At 65.4% G+C, this 23,774-nt stretch carries 19 protein-coding genes, 1 pseudogene and 1 riboswitch; of the genes and pseudogenes, 7 read left to right on the top strand and 13 right to left on the bottom strand.

What is annotated here, in order from left to right:
* Positions 1 to 164: 164 nt before the first annotated feature.
* The 8 genes and pseudogenes from QFZ30_RS14615 to QFZ30_RS14580 all read right to left on the bottom strand — a co-directional run bounded on the left by QFZ30_RS14615 (position 165) and on the right by QFZ30_RS14580 (position 9,883).
* Positions 165 to 1,718 (bottom strand): hypothetical protein, encoded by a 1,554-nt coding sequence (locus tag QFZ30_RS14615; RefSeq protein WP_307077383.1) that lies wholly within the window; start codon positions 1,716 to 1,718, stop codon positions 165 to 167.
* A gap of 89 nt (positions 1,719 to 1,807) precedes the next feature.
* Positions 1,808 to 2,617 carry a hypothetical protein gene (locus QFZ30_RS14610; RefSeq protein ID WP_307077381.1) on the bottom strand — a complete coding sequence of 270 codons (810 nt, stop codon included), beginning with the start codon at positions 2,615 to 2,617 and terminating at the stop codon, positions 1,808 to 1,810.
* Between the two features lie 268 nt (positions 2,618 to 2,885).
* A complete protein-coding gene (locus QFZ30_RS14605) occupies positions 2,886 to 3,956 on the bottom strand; it encodes a Gfo/Idh/MocA family protein (protein WP_307077377.1) in 1,071 nt (356 codons plus the stop codon).
* A gap of 126 nt (positions 3,957 to 4,082) precedes the next feature.
* A pseudogene (locus tag QFZ30_RS14600) lies at positions 4,083 to 4,235 on the bottom strand (ABC transporter ATP-binding protein); the annotation flags it as partial.
* Between the two features lie 282 nt (positions 4,236 to 4,517).
* Entirely contained in the window at positions 4,518 to 5,612 is a 1,095-nt protein-coding gene (locus QFZ30_RS14595; RefSeq protein ID WP_307077375.1) for a substrate-binding domain-containing protein, read from the bottom strand.
* A 57-nt stretch (positions 5,613 to 5,669) separates the two neighbouring features.
* Positions 5,670 to 6,956, bottom strand: a complete 1,287-nt coding sequence (gene mmsB, locus QFZ30_RS14590) for a multiple monosaccharide ABC transporter permease (protein ID WP_307077374.1) — start codon at positions 6,954 to 6,956, stop codon at positions 5,670 to 5,672.
* An 18-nt stretch (positions 6,957 to 6,974) separates the two neighbouring features.
* Positions 6,975 to 8,561: a multiple monosaccharide ABC transporter ATP-binding protein gene (gene mmsA, locus QFZ30_RS14585; protein ID WP_307077372.1), complete on the bottom strand. Its 1,587-nt coding sequence runs from the start codon at positions 8,559 to 8,561 to the stop codon at positions 6,975 to 6,977.
* A 131-nt stretch (positions 8,562 to 8,692) separates the two neighbouring features.
* Positions 8,693 to 9,883, bottom strand: a complete 1,191-nt coding sequence (locus tag QFZ30_RS14580; protein ID WP_307077370.1) for an ROK family transcriptional regulator — start codon at positions 9,881 to 9,883, stop codon at positions 8,693 to 8,695.
* A 201-nt stretch (positions 9,884 to 10,084) separates the two neighbouring features.
* Here QFZ30_RS14580 and QFZ30_RS14575 point away from each other — a divergent pair, with 201 nt between their 5' ends.
* Positions 10,085 to 10,882: a nitrilase-related carbon-nitrogen hydrolase gene (locus QFZ30_RS14575; RefSeq protein ID WP_307077368.1), complete on the top strand. Its 798-nt coding sequence runs from the start codon at positions 10,085 to 10,087 to the stop codon at positions 10,880 to 10,882.
* On the opposite strand, the gene QFZ30_RS14570 is transcribed toward QFZ30_RS14575, so the two are convergent.
* Together QFZ30_RS14570 and alr are read right to left on the bottom strand one after the other, a co-directional pair.
* Complete coding sequence (locus QFZ30_RS14570; RefSeq protein WP_307077366.1) at positions 10,861 to 12,486, bottom strand: PucR family transcriptional regulator; 1,626 nt, start codon at positions 12,484 to 12,486, stop codon at positions 10,861 to 10,863. The two genes, QFZ30_RS14575 and QFZ30_RS14570, sit on opposite strands and share 22 nt — an antisense overlap.
* Positions 12,476 to 13,690, bottom strand: a complete 1,215-nt coding sequence (gene alr / locus QFZ30_RS14565) for an alanine racemase (RefSeq protein WP_307077364.1) — start codon at positions 13,688 to 13,690, stop codon at positions 12,476 to 12,478. The genes QFZ30_RS14570 and alr overlap by 11 nt, the downstream gene beginning before the upstream one ends.
* Positions 13,691 to 13,811: 121 nt before the next feature.
* Here alr and QFZ30_RS14560 point away from each other — a divergent pair, with 121 nt between their 5' ends.
* Both QFZ30_RS14560 and QFZ30_RS14555 read left to right on the top strand, forming a co-directional pair.
* Positions 13,812 to 15,350, top strand: a complete 1,539-nt coding sequence (locus QFZ30_RS14560; RefSeq protein ID WP_307080286.1) for an amino acid permease — start codon at positions 13,812 to 13,814, stop codon at positions 15,348 to 15,350.
* Positions 15,347 to 17,086 (top strand): flavin monoamine oxidase family protein, encoded by a 1,740-nt coding sequence (locus tag QFZ30_RS14555; RefSeq protein WP_307077362.1) that lies wholly within the window; start codon positions 15,347 to 15,349, stop codon positions 17,084 to 17,086. The genes QFZ30_RS14560 and QFZ30_RS14555 overlap by 4 nt, the downstream gene beginning before the upstream one ends.
* On the opposite strand, the gene QFZ30_RS14550 is transcribed toward QFZ30_RS14555, so the two are convergent.
* From QFZ30_RS14550 to purU, 3 genes are all read right to left on the bottom strand, one after another.
* On the bottom strand, positions 17,083 to 17,601 hold the full coding sequence (locus QFZ30_RS14550; RefSeq protein ID WP_307077360.1) for a gamma carbonic anhydrase family protein: 519 nt from the start codon (positions 17,599 to 17,601) through the stop codon (positions 17,083 to 17,085). The genes QFZ30_RS14555 and QFZ30_RS14550 overlap by 4 nt on opposite strands.
* Positions 17,602 to 17,693: 92 nt before the next feature.
* Positions 17,694 to 18,377 (bottom strand): class I SAM-dependent methyltransferase, encoded by a 684-nt coding sequence (locus QFZ30_RS14545; protein WP_307077358.1) that lies wholly within the window; start codon positions 18,375 to 18,377, stop codon positions 17,694 to 17,696.
* Between the two features lie 4 nt (positions 18,378 to 18,381).
* Positions 18,382 to 19,242, bottom strand: coding sequence for a formyltetrahydrofolate deformylase (gene purU / locus QFZ30_RS14540; RefSeq protein ID WP_307077356.1), 861 nt, complete (start codon positions 19,240 to 19,242; stop codon positions 18,382 to 18,384).
* 42 nt (positions 19,243 to 19,284) lie between these two features.
* Positions 19,285 to 19,370, top strand: a riboswitch (ZMP/ZTP riboswitch).
* A gap of 145 nt (positions 19,371 to 19,515) precedes the next feature.
* Here purU and glyA point away from each other — a divergent pair.
* From glyA to QFZ30_RS14520, 4 genes are all read left to right on the top strand, one after another.
* A complete protein-coding gene (gene glyA, locus QFZ30_RS14535; protein ID WP_307077354.1) occupies positions 19,516 to 20,814 on the top strand; it encodes a serine hydroxymethyltransferase in 1,299 nt (432 codons plus the stop codon).
* Between the two features lie 8 nt (positions 20,815 to 20,822).
* Positions 20,823 to 21,734: a bifunctional methylenetetrahydrofolate dehydrogenase/methenyltetrahydrofolate cyclohydrolase gene (locus QFZ30_RS14530; RefSeq protein WP_307077352.1), complete on the top strand. Its 912-nt coding sequence runs from the start codon at positions 20,823 to 20,825 to the stop codon at positions 21,732 to 21,734.
* Between the two features lie 115 nt (positions 21,735 to 21,849).
* Complete coding sequence (locus tag QFZ30_RS14525; protein WP_307077350.1) at positions 21,850 to 23,067, top strand: sensor histidine kinase; 1,218 nt, start codon at positions 21,850 to 21,852, stop codon at positions 23,065 to 23,067.
* A complete protein-coding gene (locus tag QFZ30_RS14520) occupies positions 23,064 to 23,729 on the top strand; it encodes a response regulator transcription factor (protein WP_307077347.1) in 666 nt (221 codons plus the stop codon). Before QFZ30_RS14525 ends, QFZ30_RS14520 begins: the two co-directional genes overlap by 4 nt.
* The last annotated feature ends 45 nt before the right edge of the window (positions 23,730 to 23,774 follow it).

Raw genomic sequence — 23,774 nt, 5'->3', positions numbered from 1 at the left:
AGGCGAGATCTTCGGGGCCGGACCACCGGTCACAAGGACAAGTGCTGGTTAGTTGAGTTGAACGGGCGCCCACCTCCTTCCATAAAGCGGTGCATGGTGCCGCGAACGGCAAGGCTTCAGGGACGGTGAGTTGATGTCCTGCAGGCCCCCACGTGCAGAGCCGTTCAGGACGTCCTGCGCCGCTTGAGCATCAGCAGGCCCGCAACCAGGAGGAGCAGGGCCACAGGAACCAGGGTCGTGTCACCGCCCGTGTTGGCCAAGGGGCTGGAGCCCTGAGCGGGACTGCTGCCCGTGGTGGTGGTTCCTGCAGTTGCTACGGAGCCAGCTGTGGTTGATCCCGCTGGAACAACCGTGATTCCGGTGTTGCCGTTGGTGTTGCCGGTGTTGCCGGTTCCAGTGGTGCCGGTAGTCCCCGTTGTGTCGGTGCCAGTCCCGTTGCCGGTACCACCCGGGGTGTCTGTGCCGCCAGTTGTCCCTGTCGACCCCGTGCCGGTGCCGGTGTCGGGGGTTCCGGTGCCGGGGGTGCCGGTGCCGTCAGAAACTCCGCCGATGATGACAGCTCCACCTACGCCGGCGGTCACGTCATCCAACAGACCGGAGGTGCCGAGGCCTAGACCGAGATCGATAGCGGCGGCGAGGTCAGCGGTGGTGCTGTCCGTGCCGGTGAGGTTGCCGGTGCCGAGTCCGAGTGCCACGTCGGCTGCTGCGGCGAGGTCGGCGGTGGTGGTGTCCGTGCCGGTGAGGTTGCCGAGGCCTAGGCCGAGGTCGGCTGCCACTGCCAAGTCGGCAGCGCTGTCGGTGAGGTTGCCGGTGCCGAGTCCGAGCCCGGGCCCGAGTGCGACGTCGGCTGCTGCGGCGAGGTCGGCGGTGGTGGTGTCCGTGCCGGTGAGGTTGCCGAGGCCAAGACCGAGGTCGACGGCGGCTGCTGCGGCCAGGTCGGCGGTGGTGCTGTCCGTGCCGGTGAGGTTGCCGGTGCCGAGTCCGAGATCGATGGCTGCGGCGGCTGCTGCGGCCAGGTCGGCGGTGGTGCTTTCCGTGCCGGTGAGGTTGCCGAGGCCGAGTGCGACGTCGGCTGCCACTGCCAAGTCGGCAGCGCTGTCGGTGAGGTTGCCGGTGCCGAGTCCGAGGTCGATGGCTGCGGCGGCTGCTGCGGCCAGGTCGGCGGTGGTGCTTTCCGTGCCGGTGAGGTTGCCGAGGCCGAGTGCGACGTCGGCTGCCACTGCCAAGTCGGCGGCGGTGCCGGTGCCTTCGGTTCCGGTCACGTTGCCGAGCCCGAGTGCGACGTCGGCTGCTGCGGTGAGGTCGGCGTTGGTGGTGTCCGTGCCGGCCAGGTTGCCGAGTCCGAGTGCGACGTCGGCTGCCACTGCCAGGTCGGCGGTGGTTCCGGTGCCGTCCGTTCCCGCCACGTTGCCGAGTCCGAGGGCGACGTCGGCTGCCACTGCCACGTCGGCGGTGGTGTCGGGGACGTTGGTGGCGGTGCCGTTGCCGAGTCTGATGGCGACGTCCACCACAGCGGCGACATCCGTTCCTGACGGCGTTGGGCCACCCAGCCGGCCCAACGACGTCGGATTAGCGGATGTCGCCGCTGAGACCAGGGCGGATGCGGTGAGGTCCGATCCGCTTGTTGTGTCCGCAGCGCTGGCCGCGGTCGCGCCGAGGGCTAGGAGCCCGCCGGCAAAGAGGGTGCTAAGCAGCCCCCTGCGAAGGTTGGAATGCATGATGTTGTCTCCTGACAAGTTGATGTTGGGCGCTGGTCGGCAACCCGAATGGCCGTGTTCTGCCAAAAATCGGCAGAGAGGGGGCCCAACTAGTCAGGAGAAGAGCCGGGGTCGAATGACACCGGCGAAGGGGCATGCTCAGCGGATCCGCTGATCGGGAAGACGCCCGGGAGCGGAAGATAGAGACCGTTGGTATCCAGCCAGGCAACAAAGCCAGGGGAGCCGGACTGCGAAGAGCCGCTCCCTGGCCCTGAAGATGGTCCGGCAGGTGCAGGGGCAGGCGAAGGATCGTCTGTCCAAGGGATATCCGGCGAAGCCGACTGCATGCCGGCGCTGGCCGAGGGTGTACCCGTCGAGGCCAGCTCCGACGACACTGTCCAGCCCACGGTGCCGGCCACGGTCTTTAGGAAACTTCCGTCCTGGTCGGCAAGTGGCATGGGTGGCAGGCCGCCGGCTGTGCCGGGGTCCCCTGAAACTGCCTCGGCCGAGGCGTCGGTGGCGGCGACAGGAGGCTCAGGCCATGAAACCGGCAGCGGCGTATCGCCATTTACGAGGTCTGCAACGGGCTGCAGCACGGGTTCAAGCACAGGGAACGCATCAGCCAGCGGAGGAGAGACGGTGTCCACCAAGCCGGCCCCAGCATCATCCGCCGCCGCGGCCACTGGCGCAGAGACGGCGGTAACGGTTCCGGCAGGCACCACGCGGTTCACCACCGGGAGTGCGGCCACGAACTGGTCGGATCCACCGGCGAGGCTGCCGGCCAGGGGCTGCAGGAGGCCGGGCGAGGGTGCCACTGGCGTGGGTGCCGGGGCACTGGAGAGGGACGAAACCGAAGAAGTCACTACGCCGCCCAGCAGGGAACCAGAGTCCGCCGTGGCAACAGAAGTTGATAACGTCATCCAAGTGAGAGTGGCGGCGCCAGCCAGGAGTGCCGGGCGGAGGACACGCCACGGCCATAGAGCTTTGGCCATGCGTACCACCCCCAATACCGTTGAAACCGCCGGTTTTTACAGCGTAGGACTGAGCCGTGGAGCGCGTCTAGGGCGAATCGACGTAAACCCATCAAATCTACTTACACTGTCACCGATCCACGAAAGACCTGTAATAAGCTGTCAATTGTCTTTACGGATCCTGTATTGACATATCGGGCCACGTTATTACCTACTGTCAGTGCGTATCATTCGGGTAGCTCACACCGAGCTGGGCCCGTACCCCATCAAAGAGTCGCATGGTGTTCAGCGAGTCCTCCAACGGCATCACCGGACTTTCGGTGAGGCCTTGCTGGATGCAGCGGGTCACCTCGCGGAGCTCGTAGCTGTAACCCAGTCCGACGACGTCGAATTCCTCTTTGCGAAGCTTTTCTCGGCCGATGCCGATCACCAGTTCGCGCGGATTATTGATGGAACCGACGCTCTGCAGGTAGCCCAGGCTTCCGGCGACGGTTGCGGTGCGGGGGCCATGTGCCAGGAGCGAGGACGTGAGCTGCACCTGGGCTCCGTTGTGGTAGCCCAGCGTCATCGCATTCTGGGCGTCCACGCCGTCGTCGTTGACAAAGCCGGTGGCGCTGACTGTCTGCGGGAACCCCAAGGTTCCCAACGCCCACAGCAGCGGGTAAACGGACAGATCGAGCAACGCGCCGCCCCCATCCTGCCGTGCCCAGAGCCTGGCAGTGCGCGAGTAGGGCGCCGGGAACCCGAGGTCAGCCGTGACCCAGTGGACCTCGCCGAGTTCTCCGGAGGCAGCGATCTCGAAGGCCCGCTGCATGCTTGGCAGGAAGCGGCTCCACACCGCCTCCATCAGGAAGAGTTTCCGCTCCCGGGCAACGTCGATCAGCTCGGTGGCTTCCCGCGCGTTAATGGTGAAGGGCTTTTCGCACAGAACGTGCTTGCCTGCCGTCAGTGCCGCGAGCACGACCTGGTGGTGCTGGGCATGCGGCGTGGCGACGTAAACCACGTCCACCGCATCGTCGGCGAGGAGCCGCTGGTAGCCGTGCACGCCGTCGTCGTCCCCGTAAGCTTTGGCGAAACCGCAGGTTGCCGCGAAATTGTCAGCCGTGGCCTGGCCGCGGGAACTGACGGCGTAAAGCTCCGCGTCAGCCAGCAGGGACAGGTCCTGTGACACGGACCGGGCGATCCTTCCGGTGGCGATGACTCCCCAGCGCAACGGGGCTCCGGTAGCGGAACGGGGGTCCTGGTCGGACTGGCTGGACAGCCACGGCGTGGCGATTGGCGCACTCATGGTGCCCATCCTCTCATTGAGGTGAGAGAGCGTTCGGATATTACCGGCAGGTTGTGAGAGGGCATCGGGGAAATGGGCGCGAAAGCTGAGAGAGGGTCCTGTGGGTGGCCCTCTCTCAGCTACGGGTTACGCCCAGGCGGCCACCGCGGTCCGGGCGCGGACCGGCTCCTCGGTCAGCTTGCCCTGCTGGAGCCTGAAACGGCGCTCCGTTTTGTTGGCCAGGGCCCTGTCGTGCGTGACCACCAGGATGGTGGTGTTGTGGTCGCGGCTCAGGGAGTTGGCTTCCTTTGAACACCACAAGGCCGAAGCGCTGACCCAGGCGCAGCTGAGCGGCACCGCTGCACCGGACTGGACCGCGTGGGACTTCCCCACCGACGTCGGCTGGAACCGGCAGACGTCTACGGCTACAAGACGTTCACCACGCCGCAGGCGGTGCGCAACCAGGCACTGAACTTCACGGGCCCGGGCATATCCGGCGTCGTAGTCTCCCGTAAAGCCGGTAGCCATCAAAAGAGGAATGCCCGGCTCCCTGTGGGGGCCGGGCATTCTGCCGTCAGCGTGTTACTTGGTGATCGGGCCCAGTGTCGGATCGTCGACGTAGGCCGTCTTCACGTTGGCTGCGGTCACGATTGTCGGCGGCAACAGGAAGGCCGGAACGCGCTTGAACTCGTTCTTGTAGTTGCGGTTGTCGTTGATCTCCAGGGCAAGACCCTGCTGGAGGTCCTTGACCATGGTGATGGTGTGTTCAACGATCTTGCGGGTGTCCTTGTTGATCGTTGAGTACTGCTCGCCGGCCAAGATGGACTTCACGGACTCCACCTCGGAGTCCTGCCCGGTCACCACAGGGACGGACTTGCCGGCACTCTTGACGGAGGTGATGATGGCGCGGGCAAGCGTGTCGTTGGGCGACAGCACGCCGTCAAGTTCACCAGACGCGTAGCTGCCCGAAAGCAGTGAGTCCATCCGGCGCTGGGCATTTTCCGCTTTCCAGTCCTGGGTGACCGCTTGCTGGAAATCGGCTTGGCCGGAAACCACCTTCAGCGTGCCGTCGTCGATCTTCGGCTTCAGGACGCTCATGGCACCGTCGAAGAACACCTTCGAGTTGGCGTCGTCCGGGGAACCGGCGAAGAGCTCGACGTTGTACGGGCCCGGCTTCTTGGCCTGCATGCCTTCAAGCAGTGCCTGGCCCTGCAGCTCACCGACCTTGAAGTTGTCATAGGCAACGTAATAGTCAATGGCCTTGGTGTTGGTCAGCATCCGGTCGTAGGCGATGATGACTGCGCCGGCGTCCTTGGCCTGCTGCAGCTGGGTCCCCAGCTGGGCGCCGTCCACGGCACCCACAACAATGACCTTCGCGCCGGAGGTGATCATGGTGGAGATCTGGTTCTGCTGTTCGGACACGCCGTTGTTGGCGAACTGCACGTTTGCCTTGAAGCCGGCCGAGGAGAGTCCGTCGTTGAACAGCTTCTCCGCCAGGGTCCAGTTCTCGCTGGTCTTCTTGGGAAGCGCGACGCCGATTACGGCGTCCTGCGGGAAGCCCGACAGGGCGGTGCCCGCCTTGGCGGCCTCGGCGTCGACGTCGGACCGGCCGCACCCTGTCAGGGAGAGCGTGGCGACGGCCGCGAGGACGGTCAGGGTTTTTGCGATTTTACGCATGTGAAAATCTCTTTCTTCGGTCCAGAGGCAACCGGCTGCACCGGCCGCCGTCGCGGGCTATTTTGACTCGGCTGGTTCTGCGGGAGTGATGATGTCGGAGGTCTTGGCGATCTCCTTTTCCGGGGTGGGCGGCTGGTTGGAGCGCAGTCCGTTCATCAGCATCCCGATGATGGAACGCCGGCCCTGGCTCTTGTTGTAGACGTCGATGGCGACAGCGATCAGGAGCACCAGGCCCTTGATGATCGACTGCATGTCTGCGCCGACGCTGAGCAGCTGGAGGCCGTTGTTGAGCACGGCCATGACGAGGCCACCCACAATTGAGCCAATAACCGTGCCGACGCCGCCGCTGACAGCCGCACCGCCGATGAAGACGGCGGCAATGGCGTCCAGTTCCCAGCCGACGCCGTCGGCCGGTCCGGAGCTGGTGGAACGGGCCACGAACATCATGCCGGCCAGTGCCGCAAGGATGGACATGTTCATCATGACCAAGAAGTTGACCTTTTTGGACTGCACACCGGACAATTCGGCGGCATGGCGGTTGCCACCCACGGCGTAGACGTGGCGGCCCAGGACGGTCTTGCTGGTGATGAAGACGTATACCGCGACCAGACCCACCAGGATCAGCCCCGAGACGGGGAACGAGGTTCCGAAGCGTCCCGTCGAGAAGAGCCAGGTCACGTAGAGGACGGCCCCCGCGAGCAGGACGAGCCGGGTGACGGGCACCCAGAGGGGGTCCGGGACGGCGCCCGTGCGGGCCTTGATGCGTCGGTTCCGGAACTCCGAGAACACTACGACGGCGATCAGCAGGAATCCGAGGATGACGGTAGGGGCGTTGTAGCGGGCGAAGTCACCGATTTCCGGCAGGAAGCCTGCGCCCATGACTCGGAATTCGTCGGGCACGGGCACGGTCAGGGACTTGCCGACAAACTGGTTGGCACCACGGAACAGCAGCATTCCGGCCAGAGTGACGATGAAGGCGGGAATGCCCACATAGGCCACCCAGAAGCCTTGCCACGCACCGATGATGGCGCCAAGGACCAGGCCCAGGACGATGCCGAGGTACCAGGGAATGCCCCAGTCCCGCATGGCTATGGCCACCACGATCCCCACCGCTGCGGCAACGGAGCCCACGGACAGATCAATGTGGCCGGCAATGATGACCAGCACCATGCCGATGGCCAGGACCAGGATGTAGGAGTTGCCGTTGAACAGGTTGATCATGTTTGTTGGCGTCAGGACTTTGCCGCCCGTGAATAACTGGAAGAACAGCACGAGCGCCACGAGGGCGATGATCATGCCGAACTGGCGGGTGTCACCGCCGAAAATCCTTTTGAGTGCATTCATAATTGTTCCGTCCTGGGCTTATGCGGTTTGTGCAGTGGGGGCGGCATTGGTGCCGGTGCGGGGGGCTGACGTCATGAGGCGCATCAGGTTCTCCTGGGTGGCCTGTTCCTTGTCCAGCACTCCCGTAATGGAACCTTCAAAGATGGTGTAGATCCGGTCTGAGAGTCCGAGCAGCTCGGGCAGTTCGGACGAGATCACGATGACCCCTTTTCCTTGCTGGGCCAACTGCTGGATGATGCCGTAGATCTCGTATTTGGCCCCGACGTCGATGCCTCGCGTGGGCTCGTCGAGGATCAGGAGGTCCGGGGCAGTGAACATCCACTTGGCCAGCACAACCTTCTGCTGGTTGCCGCCGGAGAGCTTCGACACTCCTTCGTTGACAGTGGGCGCCTTGGTCCGCAGGCTCTTGCGGTAACCCTCGGCCACCGTGAATTCCCGCTGTGTGTCCACCACGAGGCCCTTGGTGATGGCTTTGAGGTTTGCCGAGACCGTGGTGGTCTTGATGTCGTCCAGCAGGTTCAGGCCCAGGCTCTTGCGGTCCTCGGTGACGTAGGCGAGTCCGGCCTTGATGGCTTGCGGAACGTTTCGGATGTGGATTTCCTTGCCGTTCTTGAAGACCTGGCCGGAGATGAAGTTCCCGTAGGAGCGTCCGAAGAGGGAACGGGCCAGTTCGGTGCGGCCCGCGCCCATGAGCCCGGCGAAGCCGACGATCTCGCCGCGGCGCACCGTGAAGTTTGAATTCTTGCAGACGAGCCGGTCAGGAACCTGCGGGTGGCCGACGGTCCAGTTGCGGACCTCGAACAGCACCTCTCCGATCTCGGGTACGTGCTCCGGGAAGCGCGACTCGAGCGAGCGCCCCACCATCCCCTTGATGATGCGGTCCTCGTCCACGCCATCTGCCACGATGTTGAGCGTTTCGACCGATTTTCCGTCGCGGATGATGGTGATCTCGTCCGCAATCTGTTCAATTTCGTTGAGCTTGTGGGAAATGATGATGGAGGTGATGCCCTTGGCTTTGAGGCCGAGCATCAGGTCCAGCAAATGCTGGGAATCGGATTCGTTCAGTGCGGCAGTGGGCTCGTCAAGGATGAGCAGTTTCACGGACTTGTTCAGCGCTTTGGCGATCTCCACCAGTTGCTGCTTGCCGACGCCGATCTCCTTGATGGGGGTGTCCGGGTCCTCGCGCAGGCCCACCCGGGCCAGCAGCTCCGTGGACCTCAGGCGGGCCTCGGCCCAGTCGATCACACCGCGCTTGGTGGGTTCGTTGCCCAGGAAGATGTTCTCGGTGATGGACAGTTCAGGGATGAGTGCCAGTTCCTGGTGGATGATCACAATGCCTGCATGCTCGCTGGCTCGGATGTCCTTGAACTGCTGGACTTCGTTCTGGTACACGATGTCGCCTTCGTAGCTGCCGAACGGGTACACACCCGAGAGCACCTTCATCAGGGTGGATTTTCCTGCGCCGTTCTCGCCGCAGATGGCGTGGATCTCGCCTGCCTTGACCCGGAGGCTTACCTCCGAGAGCGCCTTGACGCCGGGAAACTCCTTGGTGATGGAGCGCATCTCGAGGATTACCGGGTCCGTGTTCGTAGTGAGGGACGTCATTTGCCGTTAGGCCTCCAATGCATGACTTCTTTGTCTTCCCCGCAAATCGCAGGGCGTTCTGATGAGAAAGTAAACTGGATCACAGCCATTGTCGTCAAGTCTTTAACGCAATCGCCGGATAACGTTACGGTCTACGTCCGCCGGATCCCGGCGTGTTGGAACACTAAGGCGGCGGCGCCCAGGGCTTCGGCGCGGGCACCAAGCGAGGACATGGTGAGGGTGGTCGTTTCGCCGATGACAGGCACGGCATGCCTCACCAGCCCCCTCCTGATGGGGTCCAGCAGCAGGTTTCCGAGGCCAGCGAGCGGGCCTCCAATAACGATCACCTCAGGGTTGATCAGGTTGGCCACATTGCCCAGCGCTCGCCCCACAGCCAGGCCGGCATCGTCCACCACCCGGAGTGTGGCCGAGTCCCGCGCGAGCCCTTTCCGGACGATGTCCGCAGGGGTGAGCGGCCGGTCTTCGCTGCGGCTCAGGAGTTCGATCATGGTAGTGGTGGAAGCAATGGTTTCCAGGCAGCCGCGGTTGCCGCAACGGCACACCAGGCCGTGCTCGTGGATGGTGGCGTGGCCTATTTCGCCGGTGATTCCCACGGTGCCGTAGTAGGGCGCCCGGTTGAGGATCAGGCCGGCACCGATGCCCGATCCGATCTTCATGAACATCAGGTTGCTCACGCCCGTATGCGGGCCCCACGTCACCTCGGACCAGGCCCCCAGGTTGGCGTCATTATCAATGAATACGGGGATTTTCAGGGTGGCTTCAAGGTGGGGGAGGATGTTGATTCCCACCCATTCGGGCAGGATGGCGCCCTGTGCCACCGTACCCGTCCTGCGGTCGATGGGTCCTGGAATTCCGACGCCGGCACCTACCACCGCGGTCCGGTCCACGCCGCTTTCCCGCAGCAGTTTTTCCAGCAGCACCACTGCGGCCTGGATGCCTTCCTCGGACTGGTGGCCCAGCGGGAGCATGACGGATTCTTCGGCAATCACGTGGTAGCTCAGCGACGCGAGAACCACCCGGAGGTGCCGGCGGCCGAAGTCGATTCCCACCGCCACTGCCCCGTTGCTGTTGAGCCGCACGTTCAGCGCCCGGCGGCCGGAACTGGTGGTGGGTTCAGTGGAGGCGAGGCCCGCATCCTGCATTATTTTGACGATGTTGGAAACGGTGGCGGTGGAGAGGCCTGTTTTGCGGGCGAGCTCGGCCTGTGTGGAGGGCCCGCTCATCAGGGTTTCGATGATCCGCTGCTGGTTCAGCCGCCTCAGGGCGGATTGGGAACCTGGATTAGTGGGCTTGCTCCCCGTTGAGCGGGGTGTTGGGGACATGCAAAGAAGAGTGCCTTATGTTTGCTCTTGTAGTCAAGAAGTTAACGCAAACATTTTGCCGTGGTCACTTCCCGTGAGGGGGCAAAGCGTCCGGGGATGCGCCGTTTCCGGTGCAAAATGCACCCGGAGGCTGCGCGGTAGGTAGTTAGGCTGGGAAAAACGGCTGCTTCGGTGCGGCCGTCCCGATGTTGTGAGGTGGTAATGGTGCTGCTGGCGCTGATGCAGGCAAACTCTGCAGTCCTTGATGTTGACGCCAACTGTGCTGCCGTGGAAGCCGCCACGCAGGCAGCAGCCGCAGCAGGGGCAGCGGTCCTAGTGACGCCTGAACTCTTTCCGGTGGGCTATGCTCCCCGCAGGCTCCATGCTGATCTGGACCCCGCCCGGCTGCCTGCCATCAGGGAGCGCCTGGCTGACATCGCGCGCCGCCACGGCGTCGGCCTGGTCTACAGCCTTCCGGCCGTCACGGGCCAGGGCGAATGGCACATCACCTCAACCCTGCTGGATGCTGCCGGCAAAGAGCTTCTCAGCTACGCCAAAGTCCACCTGTTCGGTGAGGAGGAGCGCTCGGCCTTCAGCCCGGCAGAGGCGCGTCCCGCCGTCGTCGATTTCAACGGGATCCGGACGTCCATGGTGATCTGCTATGACGTGGAGTTCCCGGAAGCGGTCAGGGCCGCCGCAGCGGGCGGTGCAGAGCTGCTCCTGGTCCCCACGGCCCTGGCGCACGGATTCGACGCCGTGCCCCAGGTGCTGCTCCGGGCGCGCGCGTTGGAAAGCCAGCTGACCATCGCCTACGCCAACCACAGCGGCGTGGAAGACGGCTGCGAGTTCCTGGGCGGCAGCGTGATTGCAGCCCCCGATGGCTCGCTGCTCGCCGTGGCCGGTACCGGCCCCGAACTCCTCTTTGCAGAGGTAGGCGCGGAGGCTGCGCATGAAGCCCGCGCCGCCGTTCCCTACCTGCGCGAACGCAGGCCCGATCTCTACCGTTCCTGGGAGGCCTGAACAGGGGCCGAAGCGGCAGCCGTCGCGGAAACGTCGGCGGCAAACTGCAGCGCAAACCAGAGCTCCGCGCGTACCTGGGCCTCGTTGAGGTCCATCTCCAGCAATTCCGCCAGGGCATTGATCTGCCGGCGCACACTGTTCCGATGCAGGCCGAGCGCCTTCGCCGTCGCGTCCCAGCTCCCGTTCTCACCGAGCCAGGTCCGGAGTACCAGGAGCTGGGCGTCCCGGCGTTCGGGGTCCTGGTTGAGGACGGGTTCCAGGAGCCGGGCGGCCAGCATGGTTCCGGCGTCCCGGCCCAGCAGGCCGGCAACGGACCAGCTGACGTCGTCCACCCTGGCGCTCCTGCCCGTTGTCCTGACCCGTGACCGCAGGGAGGTCACGCGTTGGTGGGCGGCTGCGAGGCCGGCAAGCTCGGTGGCATCCCCGATGGCCAGCCTCCACCCCAGCTTTTCCACCTCGGCCAGCAATCCGTCGTCGACCTTGAGCCGGGTAATTGCCGCAAAGCCGTAGTCCGTGACCTCCACAAGCTTGCTGTCAAACATCCGCCGCCACTGCAGCAGCTCGCGTACAGGGCTGTCGCCGGCAGGCCACGCGGGAGCATCTGCCTTGATTCCCTGCACCACGCGGAGTGCCGCCGAGCGGGACGATGAGGTACTTTGCGCCAGCAGATCCCTCAGGGTGTTGACGTGGCGCGTTCCTCCGGACATCACGCTGTCCGGGTGCAGCAGCAGGGCAGTGGCCAGCTGGCTGGGAGCCAGGGAGCCGCTGGTCCGCTGGCGCACCAGCAGCTCCAGCAGTCCGACGGCGGATGACACCACACTGTTCTGCGCGGGAGTCAGGGCCGAATGGCTGCCCAGGATCAAGGCCCCCAGGTTTGCATCCCTGGTACTGCGGAGGGGATGGCCAAAGACCAGGGCTGAGCCCGGCAGGTCCAGCGAGTCCGTCTCCACCCGGGGGCCGCTCCCAGCCAAAAGCCGTGCCAGCAGCGGTTGAAGCATGGCCGATTCCGGGCCCGCTCCGGCGCGGGCGCGGACCCGGCCGTCGGCCCCCACCAGAGTGGCCCAAACGGGAACGCGCTGCACCAGGACGGCCAGGAGTTCGTGCTCAGGCCGGGCTGAAAGGACTGCCCGCATCAGTTGCCGGTTGGTGTCCGCCAAGTGCCTGAGCAGTTTGGCCTTGTCCGATTCCAGCAGCTGGGAAAACTTGAGGCCAAGCGCCGCAAACGGAACGGTGTCCGGAACCTGCACAAGGGTCAGGTTGTGGCGTGCACATGCTGCCAACACGGCGTCCGGCACGGAGTGGAAATAAGGCTCAAGACCGAAACCAAGAGCCGCGACCCTGGCACGCACCAGGCGTCCCACGTACGCGTCAACCTTTTTGGGCGCTGTGCCCCCTTCTCCGACGAAGGGAAGCCCGGACGTGAGGAGGAACTCGCCGTCGAGCAGGTACGGCGTTGGGTCCTCCAGTTCGCTCGGCTCCACCCATCGCAGGGTCCCGCTGCCGTTGCCGCCGTCGTGCAGGATCTTCAGCTCCGGCGGCAGCTGCTCCAGGAACTGCTGCAGTGTGACTGCACTCAGACCCTCCGTTCCGGCCTCAGGGGACATGGGGAGCGCCTTCGGGGCTGTCCTGGTAGTCGGGGCATTCGTAGGCCCGCGGCAGACGTGGTGCTATGCGGTTGATGATTTCGTCGCCGTGGCTGCCGATGGCTGAACCCCATTCGTCGGCGCTCGCCGCCCCCGTGTCCGGATCGCCAAATAGCACGGCTGTGTCACCAACACGGACCCCTCCCGTTTCAGGCCCCAGATCCACCATGAACTGGTCCATGCAGACCTTGCCGATCACCGGAACGCGGCGTCCCCCCAGCTGCACGATGCTGCGTCCGGAAATGCCTTTGGGGATGCCGTCGGCGTAGCCAAGGGGGATCAGCCCCAGATACCGGGATTCATGGGTGATGGCCTGGTGCTCGTAACTCACTCCCGTTCCGGCAGGGACCTTCTTCACCAGCACCACCGGGGCCGTCACGGTGAGGGCTGGCCGCAGTCCGAATTCGGCGGGATCCAGGTGGTCGGCCGGTGCCAGTCCGTAGATCGCCAGACCCGCCCGCACCATGTCAAAAGCGAACTCCGGCCGGTCCAGGATGTTCGCGGAGCTGGAGACATGGCTCAGCTCCGGCTCCAGGCCTGCTTCCCTGGCCTGCCGCACCGCATCCTCGAAGGCCGCTACCGCTGCGGCATTGGCGGGGTGGGCCGGAACATCAGCCCAGGCCAGGTGTGTCCAGACACCACGCACCCCAAGGCTGCCGTTAAGCTCTGCCTTCCGGGCAGCTGCAATCAGTTCGGGCCAGTCCTCCATGCGGGCCCCGCCGCGGCTGAGTCCGCTGTCCAGTTCCAGGTGGATTGCCGCGGAGCGTCCAACCTCGCGGGCGGCGCCCGCCACGACGTCCAGCTGGGCAACACTGCCCACTGACATGTCGACGTCGTTTTCTACTGCTTCCCGGATGACATCGCTGGAGGCGGAGGCCAGATATAACCAGGAAAGGACCGGTGCGGTGATGCCGGCCCGGCGGAGAATGATGGCCTCGGTGAGCTGGGCGGTGCCGAGCCAGTCCGCGCCGGCGGCGAGGGCCGCGTGGGCCACGTCCACCAGGCCGTGGCCGTAGGCATTTCCCTTGACGACTGCCATGAAATGCCGGGCGGGAGAGAGCTCCCGGAGCCGGCGCACGTTGTCTGAAATGGCCGACAGGTCCACGCTGACCTGCCCTGAAAGCACCGTGCCGGGAGCGCTTGTGTTTTGTGCAAAATGTCTCATGCCAGAACACTATAGGTCATTTTGCACACGCATGAGAGGTGGCTCACACGCCTAAGCTGAACCAGGGAATACCGACAACTACTTCTGAAAACCGACAACTACTTCTGAACGGACGTCAATGATGACTGTGCCAACCCTCACCGGACAGCGGCCCCCGGCAGCCACGGGCCGTCCGGGACTGACCGCCCAACTGCTCCGCCGCAAGCCGATCGGTCAGATGGTCAGTGAAGCCGACGAAGGCCACGGCGGCACCAAGCTGGTGCGCAGCTTCGGTGTCCTGCAGCTGACCATGATCAGCGTCGGCGCCACCCTTGGAACCGGCATCCTGGTGATCCTGGGCGAATCGGTGCCGCTCGCCGGGCCCGCCATTTGGATTTCCTTCGCCATTGCAGGGCTGGCCGCGCTGCTTTCCGCCGTGTCCTACGCGGAGATGGCCGGCCTGGTTCCGGTTGCCGGCTCCAGCTACTCCTACAGTTATGCCACCATGGGCGAGGGCATGGCCTGGATCTGCGGCTGGTGCCTGGTATTGGAATACGCAGTCTCCGTCGCCGCTGTGGCCGTTGGCGCGGGCCAGTACGTCAATGAGACCCTGGCCGTCTTTGGACAGGTCCTGCCGGACGCAATCTCGCAGCCGCCCGGTGAAGGCGGGCTGATGAACATTCCGGCGATGGTCATAGTGGTGCTGGCAATGCTCCTGCTCGTCAAGGGCGCCAAGGAAAGCGCCTGGATCAACACCTCGATCGTCGTCGTCAAGGTAGGCATCCTGCTCTTCTTCTGTGCCGTGGCCTTCACAGCCTTCAACGCCGGCAACTTCGAGCCACTCCTCCCCATGGGTGCCGCCGGTGTCTCTGCCGCGGCCTCCAGCGTCTTCTTCTCCTACATCGGCTTCGACGCCGCCTCCACTGCCGGCGAGGAAGCCCGCAACCCGAAGAAGGACCTGCCCCGGGCGATTATGCTCTCCATGGTCATCGTGACCACCATCTACGTTCTGGTTGCCGTAGCAGCCATCGGAGCCCGCCCTTGGGGCTGGTTCGACGGCACTGACGCCGCCCTGGTGCGAATCCTGGAGGAGACCACCGGGCAGCCGTGGATCGCGTTGGTCTTTGCAGTCGGTGCGGTACTGGCCATCGCCAGCATCGTGCTGACCGTTCTTTACGGCCAGACCCGCATCCTCCTGTCGATGTCCCGGGACGGCCTGGTACCCAAGATCTTCGGCCGTGTCTCGCGCCGCACCGGCACCCCCGTGGCCGGCACGCTGCTGGTGGGCACCGCCGTCGCACTGACAGCGGGCCTGGTCCCGCTGGGCGCACTGGCCGACGCCACCAGCATCGGCACCCTGTTCGCCTTCGCCCTGGTCAACGTGGCAGTCATTTACCTGCGCCGCACCAGGCCCGAGCTGGAGCGCACGTTCCGCGTCCCGCTGTTTCCGCTGACGCCCATCCTCGGTGCCCTCATGTGCGGCTACCTCATGCTTAACCTGGGCGCCGACACCTGGGTGGTCTTCGGAATCTGGATGCTGGTGGGCGTGGCGGCCTACTTCGGCTACGGCCGCCGGAACTCCAGGGTGGCTTCCTTGACTCACGAGGAATACCGTGAGCTGAGCGGGCGAGAATCTTCAACATTGTCCACCCCCGAACCGACGAAGGCAGAGATTTCATGACCATCGCCACCGAGCTGCCGGCCTCAGATCCGTCCAGCACCATCGCAGAGCAAGCCGCGGACGCAACCGCGGCCCCCGGCGGACCGGACCAGGGCCCCATCACCATGCTGAACCCGGACTTCCCGTTCAGCTATGACCACTACCTGGCCCACCCGGCCGGCCTGGGCGCTGTTCCGCCCCAGCTCTACGGCACCGAGGTAGCAGTTGTGGGAGCGGGCCTTTCCGGGCTGGTGACGGCCTATGAGCTGATGAAGCTGGGCCTTCGGCCGGTGGTCTATGAGGCAGACCAGATCGGCGGCCGGCTGCGTACCGCAAGCTTTCCCTCCGCCCCAGGAGTAGTGGCAGACCTCGGCGGGATGCGGTTCCCCGTCTCCGGCAAGGCCTTCTACCACTACGTGGACCTGCTGGGCCTGGACACTCAGGACTTCCCCAATCCTTTGTCGCCCGTAACCTCCAGCACTGTGATCGAACTCGCCGGGCAGAAGCATTACGCCGCGACGGCCCACGACCTGCCGCCGTTCTTCCGCGAGGTGGCGGATGCCTGGAAGGCCGCAGTGAACGACGGCGCGAAGTTCAGCGAGATGCAGGAAGCCATCCGCGCCCGCGACACCGACCGCATCAAGGAACTCTGGAACGCGCTCCTGCCCCTGATGGACGAACAGACCTTTTACGGGTTCATCGCCGGCAGCGAGTCCTTCAAGGAAGCCGGGTTCGCGCACCGTGAGGCCTTTGGCCAGGTGGGCTTCGGCACGGGTGGCTGGGACACAGACTTCCCCAACTCCATCCTTGAGATCCTCCGCGTTGTCTACACCGACGCCGATGACCAGCACCGGCTCATCACCGGAGGAGCACAAAGGCTCCCCGAGGCACTGTGGCAGCACGCGCCGTCGGGCATTGCCCACTGGCCCGAAGGAACATCACTGGCGTCGCTGCACTCAGGCGCGCCCCGCGGCGCCGTCGGAAAAATCAGCCGCGATCCCAGCGGCGACCTGCGCATCCGTGAGAGCTGGGGCAGGGAAGCCACCTACCCCGCCGTGGTGACCACCTGTCAGTCCTGGCTGCTGTCCACGCGCATCCACACCGAGGAAGCGTTGTTCCCGGCGGAGCTGTGGACCGCAATCGAACGCTCGCACTACATGCAGTCATCCAAGACGTTTGTGATGGTGGACCGGCCGTTCTGGAAGGACATCGATCCAGACACCGGCCGCGAAGTGCTGTCCATGACCTTGACTGACCGGCTCAACCGGGCCACGTACCTCCTGGACGACGGACCGGACAAGCCCGCCGTGATTCTGCTGTCCTACACCTGGAACGATGACGCCCTCAAGTGGCTGGCCTTGGACGCGGACGAGCGTGTGCAGCTCATGCTGCATTCGCTGGAGCAGATCTATCCGGGTGTGGACATCTCCAGCCACATCGTGGGCCAGCCCATCACGGTCTCCTGGGAAGCGGACCCCAACTTCATGGGGGCGTTCAAGGCCAATCTCCCCGGGCACTACCGCTACCAACAGCGGCTCTTCACGCACTTCAAGCAGGACAGGTTGCCGGAGGGCCAACGCGGGATCTTCCTCGCGGGGGATGACGTGTCCTTTACGGCGGGCTGGGCAGAGGGCGCCGTGACCACCGGCCTGAACGCGGTGTGGGGTGTGGTCAACCACCTCGGCGGTTCGTCGGCACAGGGCAACCCCGGTCCCGGCGAGCTCCTTGATGCAATCGGCCCGATCAGCCTCGACTAGCCGTGCAGCCCGCGGTGGGCGCGGGCCAGTTCGACATAGCGGGCGGCGTTCTGCTTGACGCCCTCGAACTCCTCGTCGCTGAGTTCCCGCCGCACTTTGGCGGGAACTCCGGCCACCAGCGAGCGGGGCGGGACCACCGTACCTTCCAGGATCACCGCGCCCGCAGCCACCAGCGAGCCGGCGCCGATCACTGCTCCGTTCAGGACGGTGGCGCCCATGCCGATCAGGCAGTCGTCCTCCACGGTGCAGCCATGGACGACGGCGGCGTGGCCCACGCTGACCCCCGCGCCGACGCTGCACGGGAAGCCGGGATCCGCGTGCAGCACCACATTGTCCTGCAGGTTGCTGCCGGCGCCCACCGTAATGGCGGCAGTGTCAGCCCGGACGGAGACGCCGTAGAAGGCGCTGGAGTCCTGGGCCAGGCTGGCGTTGCCGATGATCGACGCGGTGGGGGCCACAAAGGCCGATTCGTGGACAGCCGGGGTGTCGCCGGCAAAAGCGTAAAGGGGAGCCATCCGCCTAGCCTAGGACACCCCCGGCCCGCCCTTGTCCCAACTGACTGGCAGTTAAGGTCGCCATTCGCGCGTTTGACGACGTTAAATGCGAGTCACTTGGGGGAGCCGGGGGTGCGGAGAATGAGGAACTGGTAGTGCTGGGTCCACTGGCCGGCCCCGGGACCGGACTCCGGGCCCGGGCCTTCCGGCCACGTGACAAAGTCCTCGATGGCACCGTGGCGGCCAAAGACCTGCCGTACCGTCTGGTCGCTCCGCCGGCTGAAGAATCGACGGGGTTCGACGTCGTCCTCGGGGTTGAGCAGCTCTTCGTCCTCACCGGACCAGAGGCCGACGGCGATGGGCCCTCCGGGGGCCGTCACCCGCACCAGCTCCCGCAGGACGGCGTCGATGTCGCTGGCAGGGATGTGCAGCAATGTGCTCATGGACCAGACCGCCGGGAACGCACTATCCGGGAACGGCAGCCTGCGCGCGCTCGCAACCGAGACTTCCAGGCCCTTCGCCCTGGCCAGCCGGACGTGCCCTTCGGACAAATCAACACCCATATAGTGGATGCCGGCCTGCACGAACTTCAGGCCGTCCAGGCCAGGGCCCGAACCGATCTCCAGGACGCCGTGGCGGCCCTCGGCCTTGAGCAGGCTAATGAACCGCTCCCGCTGTTCAACCCGCCGGGCAGACAGGGGATGTTCCGTGCCGGAAGCCGCGCGGCGGTTGTAGAACTCCGCGAGGCGCTGCTCACTGCTTTGTTCCTCCATCGGCGGCTCCACAACGCTGTTCATAGTGTCAGTTAAAGACCACGGTGCGGTTGCCGTCCAGCAGTACCCGGTGCTCGGCATGCCATTGGACAGCCTGGGCGAGGGTGCGGCCTTCCACGTCCCGGCCCATCTGCACGAACTGTTCGGGGGTGCGCGCGTGGTCCACCCGGATCACTTCCTGCTCAATGATGGGCCCCTCATCTAGGGCGGCAGTGACGTAGTGGGCGGTGGCACCGATCAGCTTCACGCCGCGCGCATGGGCCTGGTGGTACGGCTTGGCTCCCTTGAAGGACGGAAGGAAGGAATGGTGGATGTTGATGGCCTTGCCGGTGAGCTCGGCACAGAGGTCATCCGAAATGATCTGCATATAGCGGGCCAGGACCGTCAGCTCAATATCGTGCTCGGCCATGATGGCTCGGAGCTTGTCCTCAGCCTGGGCCTTGGTGTCCGGCGTGACGGGGATGTAGTGGAACGGAATGCCGTAGAACTCGGCCAGCCCGGCCAGGTCCCGGTGGTTGGACACGATCGCGGGAATCTCGATGGGCAGCGTGCCCGACCTCTGCAGGAACAGGATGTCGTTGAGGCAGTGTGCGGACGTGCTGGCCATCAGCAGGGTGCGCACCTTCTGGCCCACGGCGTTGAGGCTCCACTGCATTCCGAAGGACTGGGCCACAGGCTCCAGTGCGGCCCGGAGCTCGGCTTTGGCGGCCGTCGTCGTGACTTCGACGCGCATAAAGAAGTTGCCTGTTGACGGGCTGCCGTATTGCTGGGAATCCGTAATGTTGCAGCCTGCCACCAGCAGGGCTCCGGCCACTGCATGGACAATTCCGGGGCGGTCAGGGCAGGACAGTGTTAATACGTACGCTTGGTTCAGCTGCTGTTCACTCACGCCTACCAGACTACCCGCGGCACGTGCCGGTGTTTGGTAGTCTTGTGGGGTCGCAACTGGCGTTGGGTGGCTTACCACCAGGGAGCGGCAATCACGAAGACCACGGATCGTACGCCTGGGCCGAGGGTCATGTTTTGCCGGAAATGAGCTGCAGCCCCTGGGGAAGCGGCGTCATCCTGTGCACTTTCACGCCCTGTCATCAAGGGGGCGGGGCGGTGCGCCAGCCGGTAGCCTGACCTTAGCAGTGCCCGTATCCCTAGCCAGGAGTTTTTCGTGACTACTACCGCCACCACAACAGCCGCAGTCAGCAACCAGTCGCTGGCCGAGCTCGATCCCGAAATCGCCGCAGTCCTCGACCAGGAACTTGGCCGCCAGCGCGGCACCCTGGAAATGATCGCTTCCGAAAACTTCGCCCCGCGGGCCGTGATGGAAGCCCAGGGCTCCGTCCTGACCAACAAATATGCCGAAGGCTACCCGGGCCGCCGCTACTACGGCGGCTGCGAATACGTTGACATCGCTGAGCAGCTGGCCATCGACCGCGTCAAGGAGCTGTTCGACGCCGAATACGCCAACGTCCAGCCGCACTCCGGTGCGCAGGCCAACGCCGCAGCACTCTCCGCCATGATCACTCCCGGCGACAAGATCCTGGGCCTGTCTTTGGCCCATGGCGGCCACCTGACCCACGGCATGAAGCTCAACTTCTCCGGCAAGCTCTACCAGGTTGCCGCCTACCAGGTTGAGCCGGACAACTTCCGCGTGGATATGGACAAGCTGCGCGAACAGGCCATCGCCGAAAAGCCGCAGGTCATCATCGCCGGCTGGTCCGCGTACCCCCGCCACCTGGACTTCGCCGCCTTCCGCTCCATCGCCGATGAAGTGGGCGCGCTGCTCTGGACCGACATGGCGCACTTCGCCGGACTGGTCGCAGCAGGCCTGCACCCGAGCCCGGTGCCGCACTCCGACGTCGTCACCTCCACCGTGCACAAGACCCTCGCCGGCCCCCGCTCCGGTGTGATCCTGGCCAAGCAGGAGTGGGCCAAGAAGCTGAACTCCAACGTGTTCCCCGGCCAGCAGGGCGGCCCGCTCATGCACGTCATCGCCGCGAAGGCCGTGGCCTTCAAGATCGCCGGCACCCAGGAATTCAAGGAGCGCCAGGAGCGTGTCCTGGAAGGCGCCAAGATCATCGCGGACCGCCTCAACCAGTCCGACGTCGCCGAAGCGGGTGTCTCCGTCCTCACCGGCGGCACCGACGTGCACCTGGTCCTGGTGGACCTGCGCAACTCGCAGCTGGACGGCCAGCAGGCGGAGGACCTCCTGCACTCGGTGGGTATCACCGTGAACCGCAACGCGGTCCCGTTCGACCCCCGTCCACCGATGGTCACCTCCGGCTTGCGGATCGGCACCCCGGCGCTTGCCACCCGTGGCTTCGGCGCAGAGGAGTTCACCGAAGTGGCGGACATCATCGCCACCGCGCTGAAGTCCGGCTCCGCCACGGACGTGGACGCGCTGCAGACCCGCGTGGACAAGCTCGCCGCCGACTTCCCGCTCTACCCGCAGCATGAGCAGTGGTAAACCCGTCCATGGCGCAGACCGCGAAGATCCTTGACGGCAAGGCAGCGGCTGCCGCCATCAAGTCCGAGCTGGCTGAGCGTGTCGCGGCACTGAAGGCGCACGGCGTCACTCCCGGCATTGCCACCGTGCTCGTCGGGGCGGACCCGGCCTCGCAGCTGTACGTGTCCATGAAGCACAAGCAGTCCATGGAGATCGGGATGAACTCGATCCAGCGTGAGCTTCCGGCGGATGCCACCCAGGCCCAGGTTGAAGCTCTCATTGACGATCTCAATGCGGACCCCGCCTGCCACGGTTACATCGTGCAGCTGCCGCTGCCCAAGCACTTGGACACCGACGCCGTCCTCGAGCGGATCGACCCCGCCAAGGATGCCGACGGTCTGCACCCGACCAACCTTGGCCGGCTGGTGCTCAACGTCAGTGGCGAGATCACCTCGCCGCTGCCGTGCACGCCCCGTGGCGTCATCGAGCTCCTGGAGCGCAACGGCTACAGCCTCGCGGGCAAGCACGTCGTGGTGGTCGGCCGCGGCGTCACGATCGGCCGCTCGATCGGCCTGCTGCTCACCCGGCGGGCCGTGAACGCCACTGTGACGCTGACGCACACCGGCACCAAGAACCTCTCCGAGCTGCTGCGGCAGGCGGACGTCATTGTGGGCGCGGCGGGTGTCAAGCACATCGTCAAGGCTGCTGACGTTAAACCGGGTGCGGCGCTGCTCGACGTCGGTGTCACCCGTGAAACCGACCCCGAGACGGGCAAGAGCAAGGTCCACGGCGACATCGATCCCGCCGCTGCCGAGGTAGCCGGCTGGATTTCGCCGAACCCCGGCGGCGTGGGCCCCATGACCGTGGCGCTGCTCATGACCAACGTGGTCGAGGCCGCGGAACGCCAGCTGGCGGCGGAAAGCCCTTCGGGCATCGCCTAAAAGCGGGGATCTGCACCGCAGAAGCTGGTTCAGTAGGGCGCCTACTCCCGTGGGAGTAGGCGCCCTACGCCGTTCATCAGACGACGGTGTCTTCCGGCGAGGCTAGGCTCGGACTATGCAGCGCCGTTTCCGGGGACCACCCACCGCCGTCATGGTGATTGTGGTGGCAGTGATCCAGGTGGTGGGCACGGTGTTCGCCTCGGCGCGGCAGCCTGATCACCGGCCCCTCGACCTGCTTGCTTTCGCACTCCTGCTGCTCGGCCCGGCTGCTCTTTCCCTGCGCCGGCGCGCGCCCGGGGCGATGCTGCCCTTGGCCGTGGTTGCCATGGCGTCCTACTTGTCCCTCGGGTATGCCTGGGGCCCGGTCTTCCTCTCCTTTGCGTTGGCCCTGGTCCTGACCGCCGCGTCCGGAATGCGCGGGCTGGCGTGGACGGTGGCAGGTCTCTGTGCGGTGGCGGTGGTTGTCGGTTCCGTCCTTGGCGGCGATGAGGCCGCGCTGATCCGTGTCTTTGCCGCCACGTCGTGGCTGGGCATCCTGGTCCTGCTGGGTGAGGGCATCCGGCTGCGGAGCGAGCGGGTGGCCGAACGGCACCGCCAGCGCGAAGCTGCGGAGCAGGCCGCCCGGGACGAATACAGGCTGACCTTGGCACGCGACATTCACGACGTTGTGGCGCACTCGCTGTCACTGATCAATGTGCGGGCATCGGTGGCGCTTCACCTGGGGGAGAAGAATCCCGCGCACTTCCGTCCCGCCCTGGAGGCCATCAAGGCCGCGAGCAAGGATTCGCTGGCCGAGATCCGGCAACTGCTCGGCGTGCTCCGTGATGACGCCCCGCTGACTCCAGCGCCACCACGTACCATCGCCCGAATTCCCGAACTTGTGGATAATGCCCGCCGCGCAGGGCTGGACGTCCGGCTGGAGCTGAACCTGCCTGCCCAGGTGCATGTCCACGCGCCCGTCCAAGAGGCCGCATATAGAATAGTTCAGGAGGCACTGACCAACGTGGTGCGCCACTCCGGGGCGCGGAAGGCCGTCGTCGTACTTCGTTCCCAGGCAGCTGCTGCGCGGGCGGCTGAATCCCTTGGTACCCCTGCTGCCACCGCCACGGAGCTGGCAGGCGGGCAGCTCACGGTGACCATTGATGACGACGGCGCTGGCGCAGCCGGCATGCCAGAAGGCAACGGAATCACGGGGATGCGGGAGCGCACGGCGGCTCTGGGCGGCAGGCTGGATCTGGGCACCGTGGACTCGGGGACCGCGCGCGGGGACGCGGGCTGGCGCGTCCGGGCGGTTTTCCCGCTGCCCGGCACCGGCAACGGGGACCGGCCATGATCCGGATCCTGCTGGCGGACGATCAGAACCTCATCCGCGCCGGCTTTCGGGCGCTGCTGGATGCCGAGCCGGACATGGCCGTGGTGGCAGAATGCGGGACAGGCCGGGACGCTGAGCGGCTGGCATTGCGCGAGAAACCCGACGTGGTGCTGATGGACATCCGCATGCCGGAGGGCGACGGTCTGGAAGCAACCCGGAAGATCCTTGCCAGCCCTGCACTTCCGGGCACCCGGGTCATCATCCTCACCACGTTCGAGCTTGACGACTATATCGCGGAGGCCGTTCGCGCCGGGGCGGCCGGCTTCCTGGTCAAGGACACCGAACCCGAGGAACTGCTGCGCGCAGTCCGAGTGGTGCACGACGGCGATGCGTTGCTGTCGCCGGCGGTTACCCGGCGGATCATGGCCCAGTTGGCCCTGCAGTCGAGAGCTGCGGAGCTTCCGGCGGCGCTGGACCGGATCACTGAGCGGGAGCGGGAAGTCCTGCGGCTGGTCGGGGAGGGCTTGAACAACACGGAAATCGCGCAACAGCTGTTCATCACCCCGCTCACGGCCAAGACCCATGTTTCGCGGATCATGACCAAGCTCATGGTCCGGGACAGGGCACAACTGGTGGTGCTCGCCTACGAATCCGGCCTCGTGCGGCCCGGCTGGGCAGGGTGAGTGCCTGAGACTGGGTGTATTCGCACGTCTCCCACGGGAGTACAG

This window comes from Arthrobacter pascens, from assembly GCF_030815585.1.
GTDB lineage: Bacteria > Actinomycetota > Actinomycetes > Actinomycetales > Micrococcaceae > Arthrobacter > Arthrobacter pascens_A.
The sequence above is the reverse complement of the archived record's forward strand: the minus strand, read 5'-3'. Positions and strand labels throughout refer to the sequence as shown.

Excerpts from the sequence above, each read along its gene's own strand:
- QFZ30_RS14615 (WP_307077383.1), bottom strand. The coding sequence starts at position 1,718 with ATGCATTCCAACCTTCGCAGGGGGCTGCTTAGCACCCTCTTTGCCGGC.
- QFZ30_RS14610 (WP_307077381.1), bottom strand. The coding sequence starts at position 2,617 with ATGACGTTATCAACTTCTGTTGCCACGGCGGACTCTGGTTCCCTGCTG.
- QFZ30_RS14605 (WP_307077377.1), bottom strand. The coding sequence starts at position 3,956 with ATGAGTGCGCCAATCGCCACGCCGTGGCTGTCCAGCCAGTCCGACCAG.
- QFZ30_RS14595 (WP_307077375.1), bottom strand. The coding sequence starts at position 5,612 with ATGCGTAAAATCGCAAAAACCCTGACCGTCCTCGCGGCCGTCGCCACG.
- mmsB (WP_307077374.1), bottom strand. The coding sequence starts at position 6,956 with ATGAATGCACTCAAAAGGATTTTCGGCGGTGACACCCGCCAGTTCGGC.
- mmsA (WP_307077372.1), bottom strand. The coding sequence starts at position 8,561 with ATGACGTCCCTCACTACGAACACGGACCCGGTAATCCTCGAGATGCGC.
- QFZ30_RS14580 (WP_307077370.1), bottom strand. The coding sequence starts at position 9,883 with ATGTCCCCAACACCCCGCTCAACGGGGAGCAAGCCCACTAATCCAGGT.
- QFZ30_RS14575 (WP_307077368.1), top strand. The coding sequence starts at position 10,085 with ATGGTGCTGCTGGCGCTGATGCAGGCAAACTCTGCAGTCCTTGATGTT.
- QFZ30_RS14570 (WP_307077366.1), bottom strand. The coding sequence starts at position 12,486 with ATGTCCCCTGAGGCCGGAACGGAGGGTCTGAGTGCAGTCACACTGCAG.
- alr (WP_307077364.1), bottom strand. The coding sequence starts at position 13,690 with ATGAGACATTTTGCACAAAACACAAGCGCTCCCGGCACGGTGCTTTCA.
- QFZ30_RS14560 (WP_307080286.1), top strand. The coding sequence starts at position 13,812 with ATGACTGTGCCAACCCTCACCGGACAGCGGCCCCCGGCAGCCACGGGC.
- QFZ30_RS14555 (WP_307077362.1), top strand. The coding sequence starts at position 15,347 with ATGACCATCGCCACCGAGCTGCCGGCCTCAGATCCGTCCAGCACCATC.
- QFZ30_RS14550 (WP_307077360.1), bottom strand. The coding sequence starts at position 17,601 with ATGGCTCCCCTTTACGCTTTTGCCGGCGACACCCCGGCTGTCCACGAA.
- QFZ30_RS14545 (WP_307077358.1), bottom strand. The coding sequence starts at position 18,377 with ATGAACAGCGTTGTGGAGCCGCCGATGGAGGAACAAAGCAGTGAGCAG.
- QFZ30_RS14530 (WP_307077352.1), top strand. The coding sequence starts at position 20,823 with ATGGCGCAGACCGCGAAGATCCTTGACGGCAAGGCAGCGGCTGCCGCC.
- QFZ30_RS14525 (WP_307077350.1), top strand. The coding sequence starts at position 21,850 with ATGCAGCGCCGTTTCCGGGGACCACCCACCGCCGTCATGGTGATTGTG.
- QFZ30_RS14520 (WP_307077347.1), top strand. The coding sequence starts at position 23,064 with ATGATCCGGATCCTGCTGGCGGACGATCAGAACCTCATCCGCGCCGGC.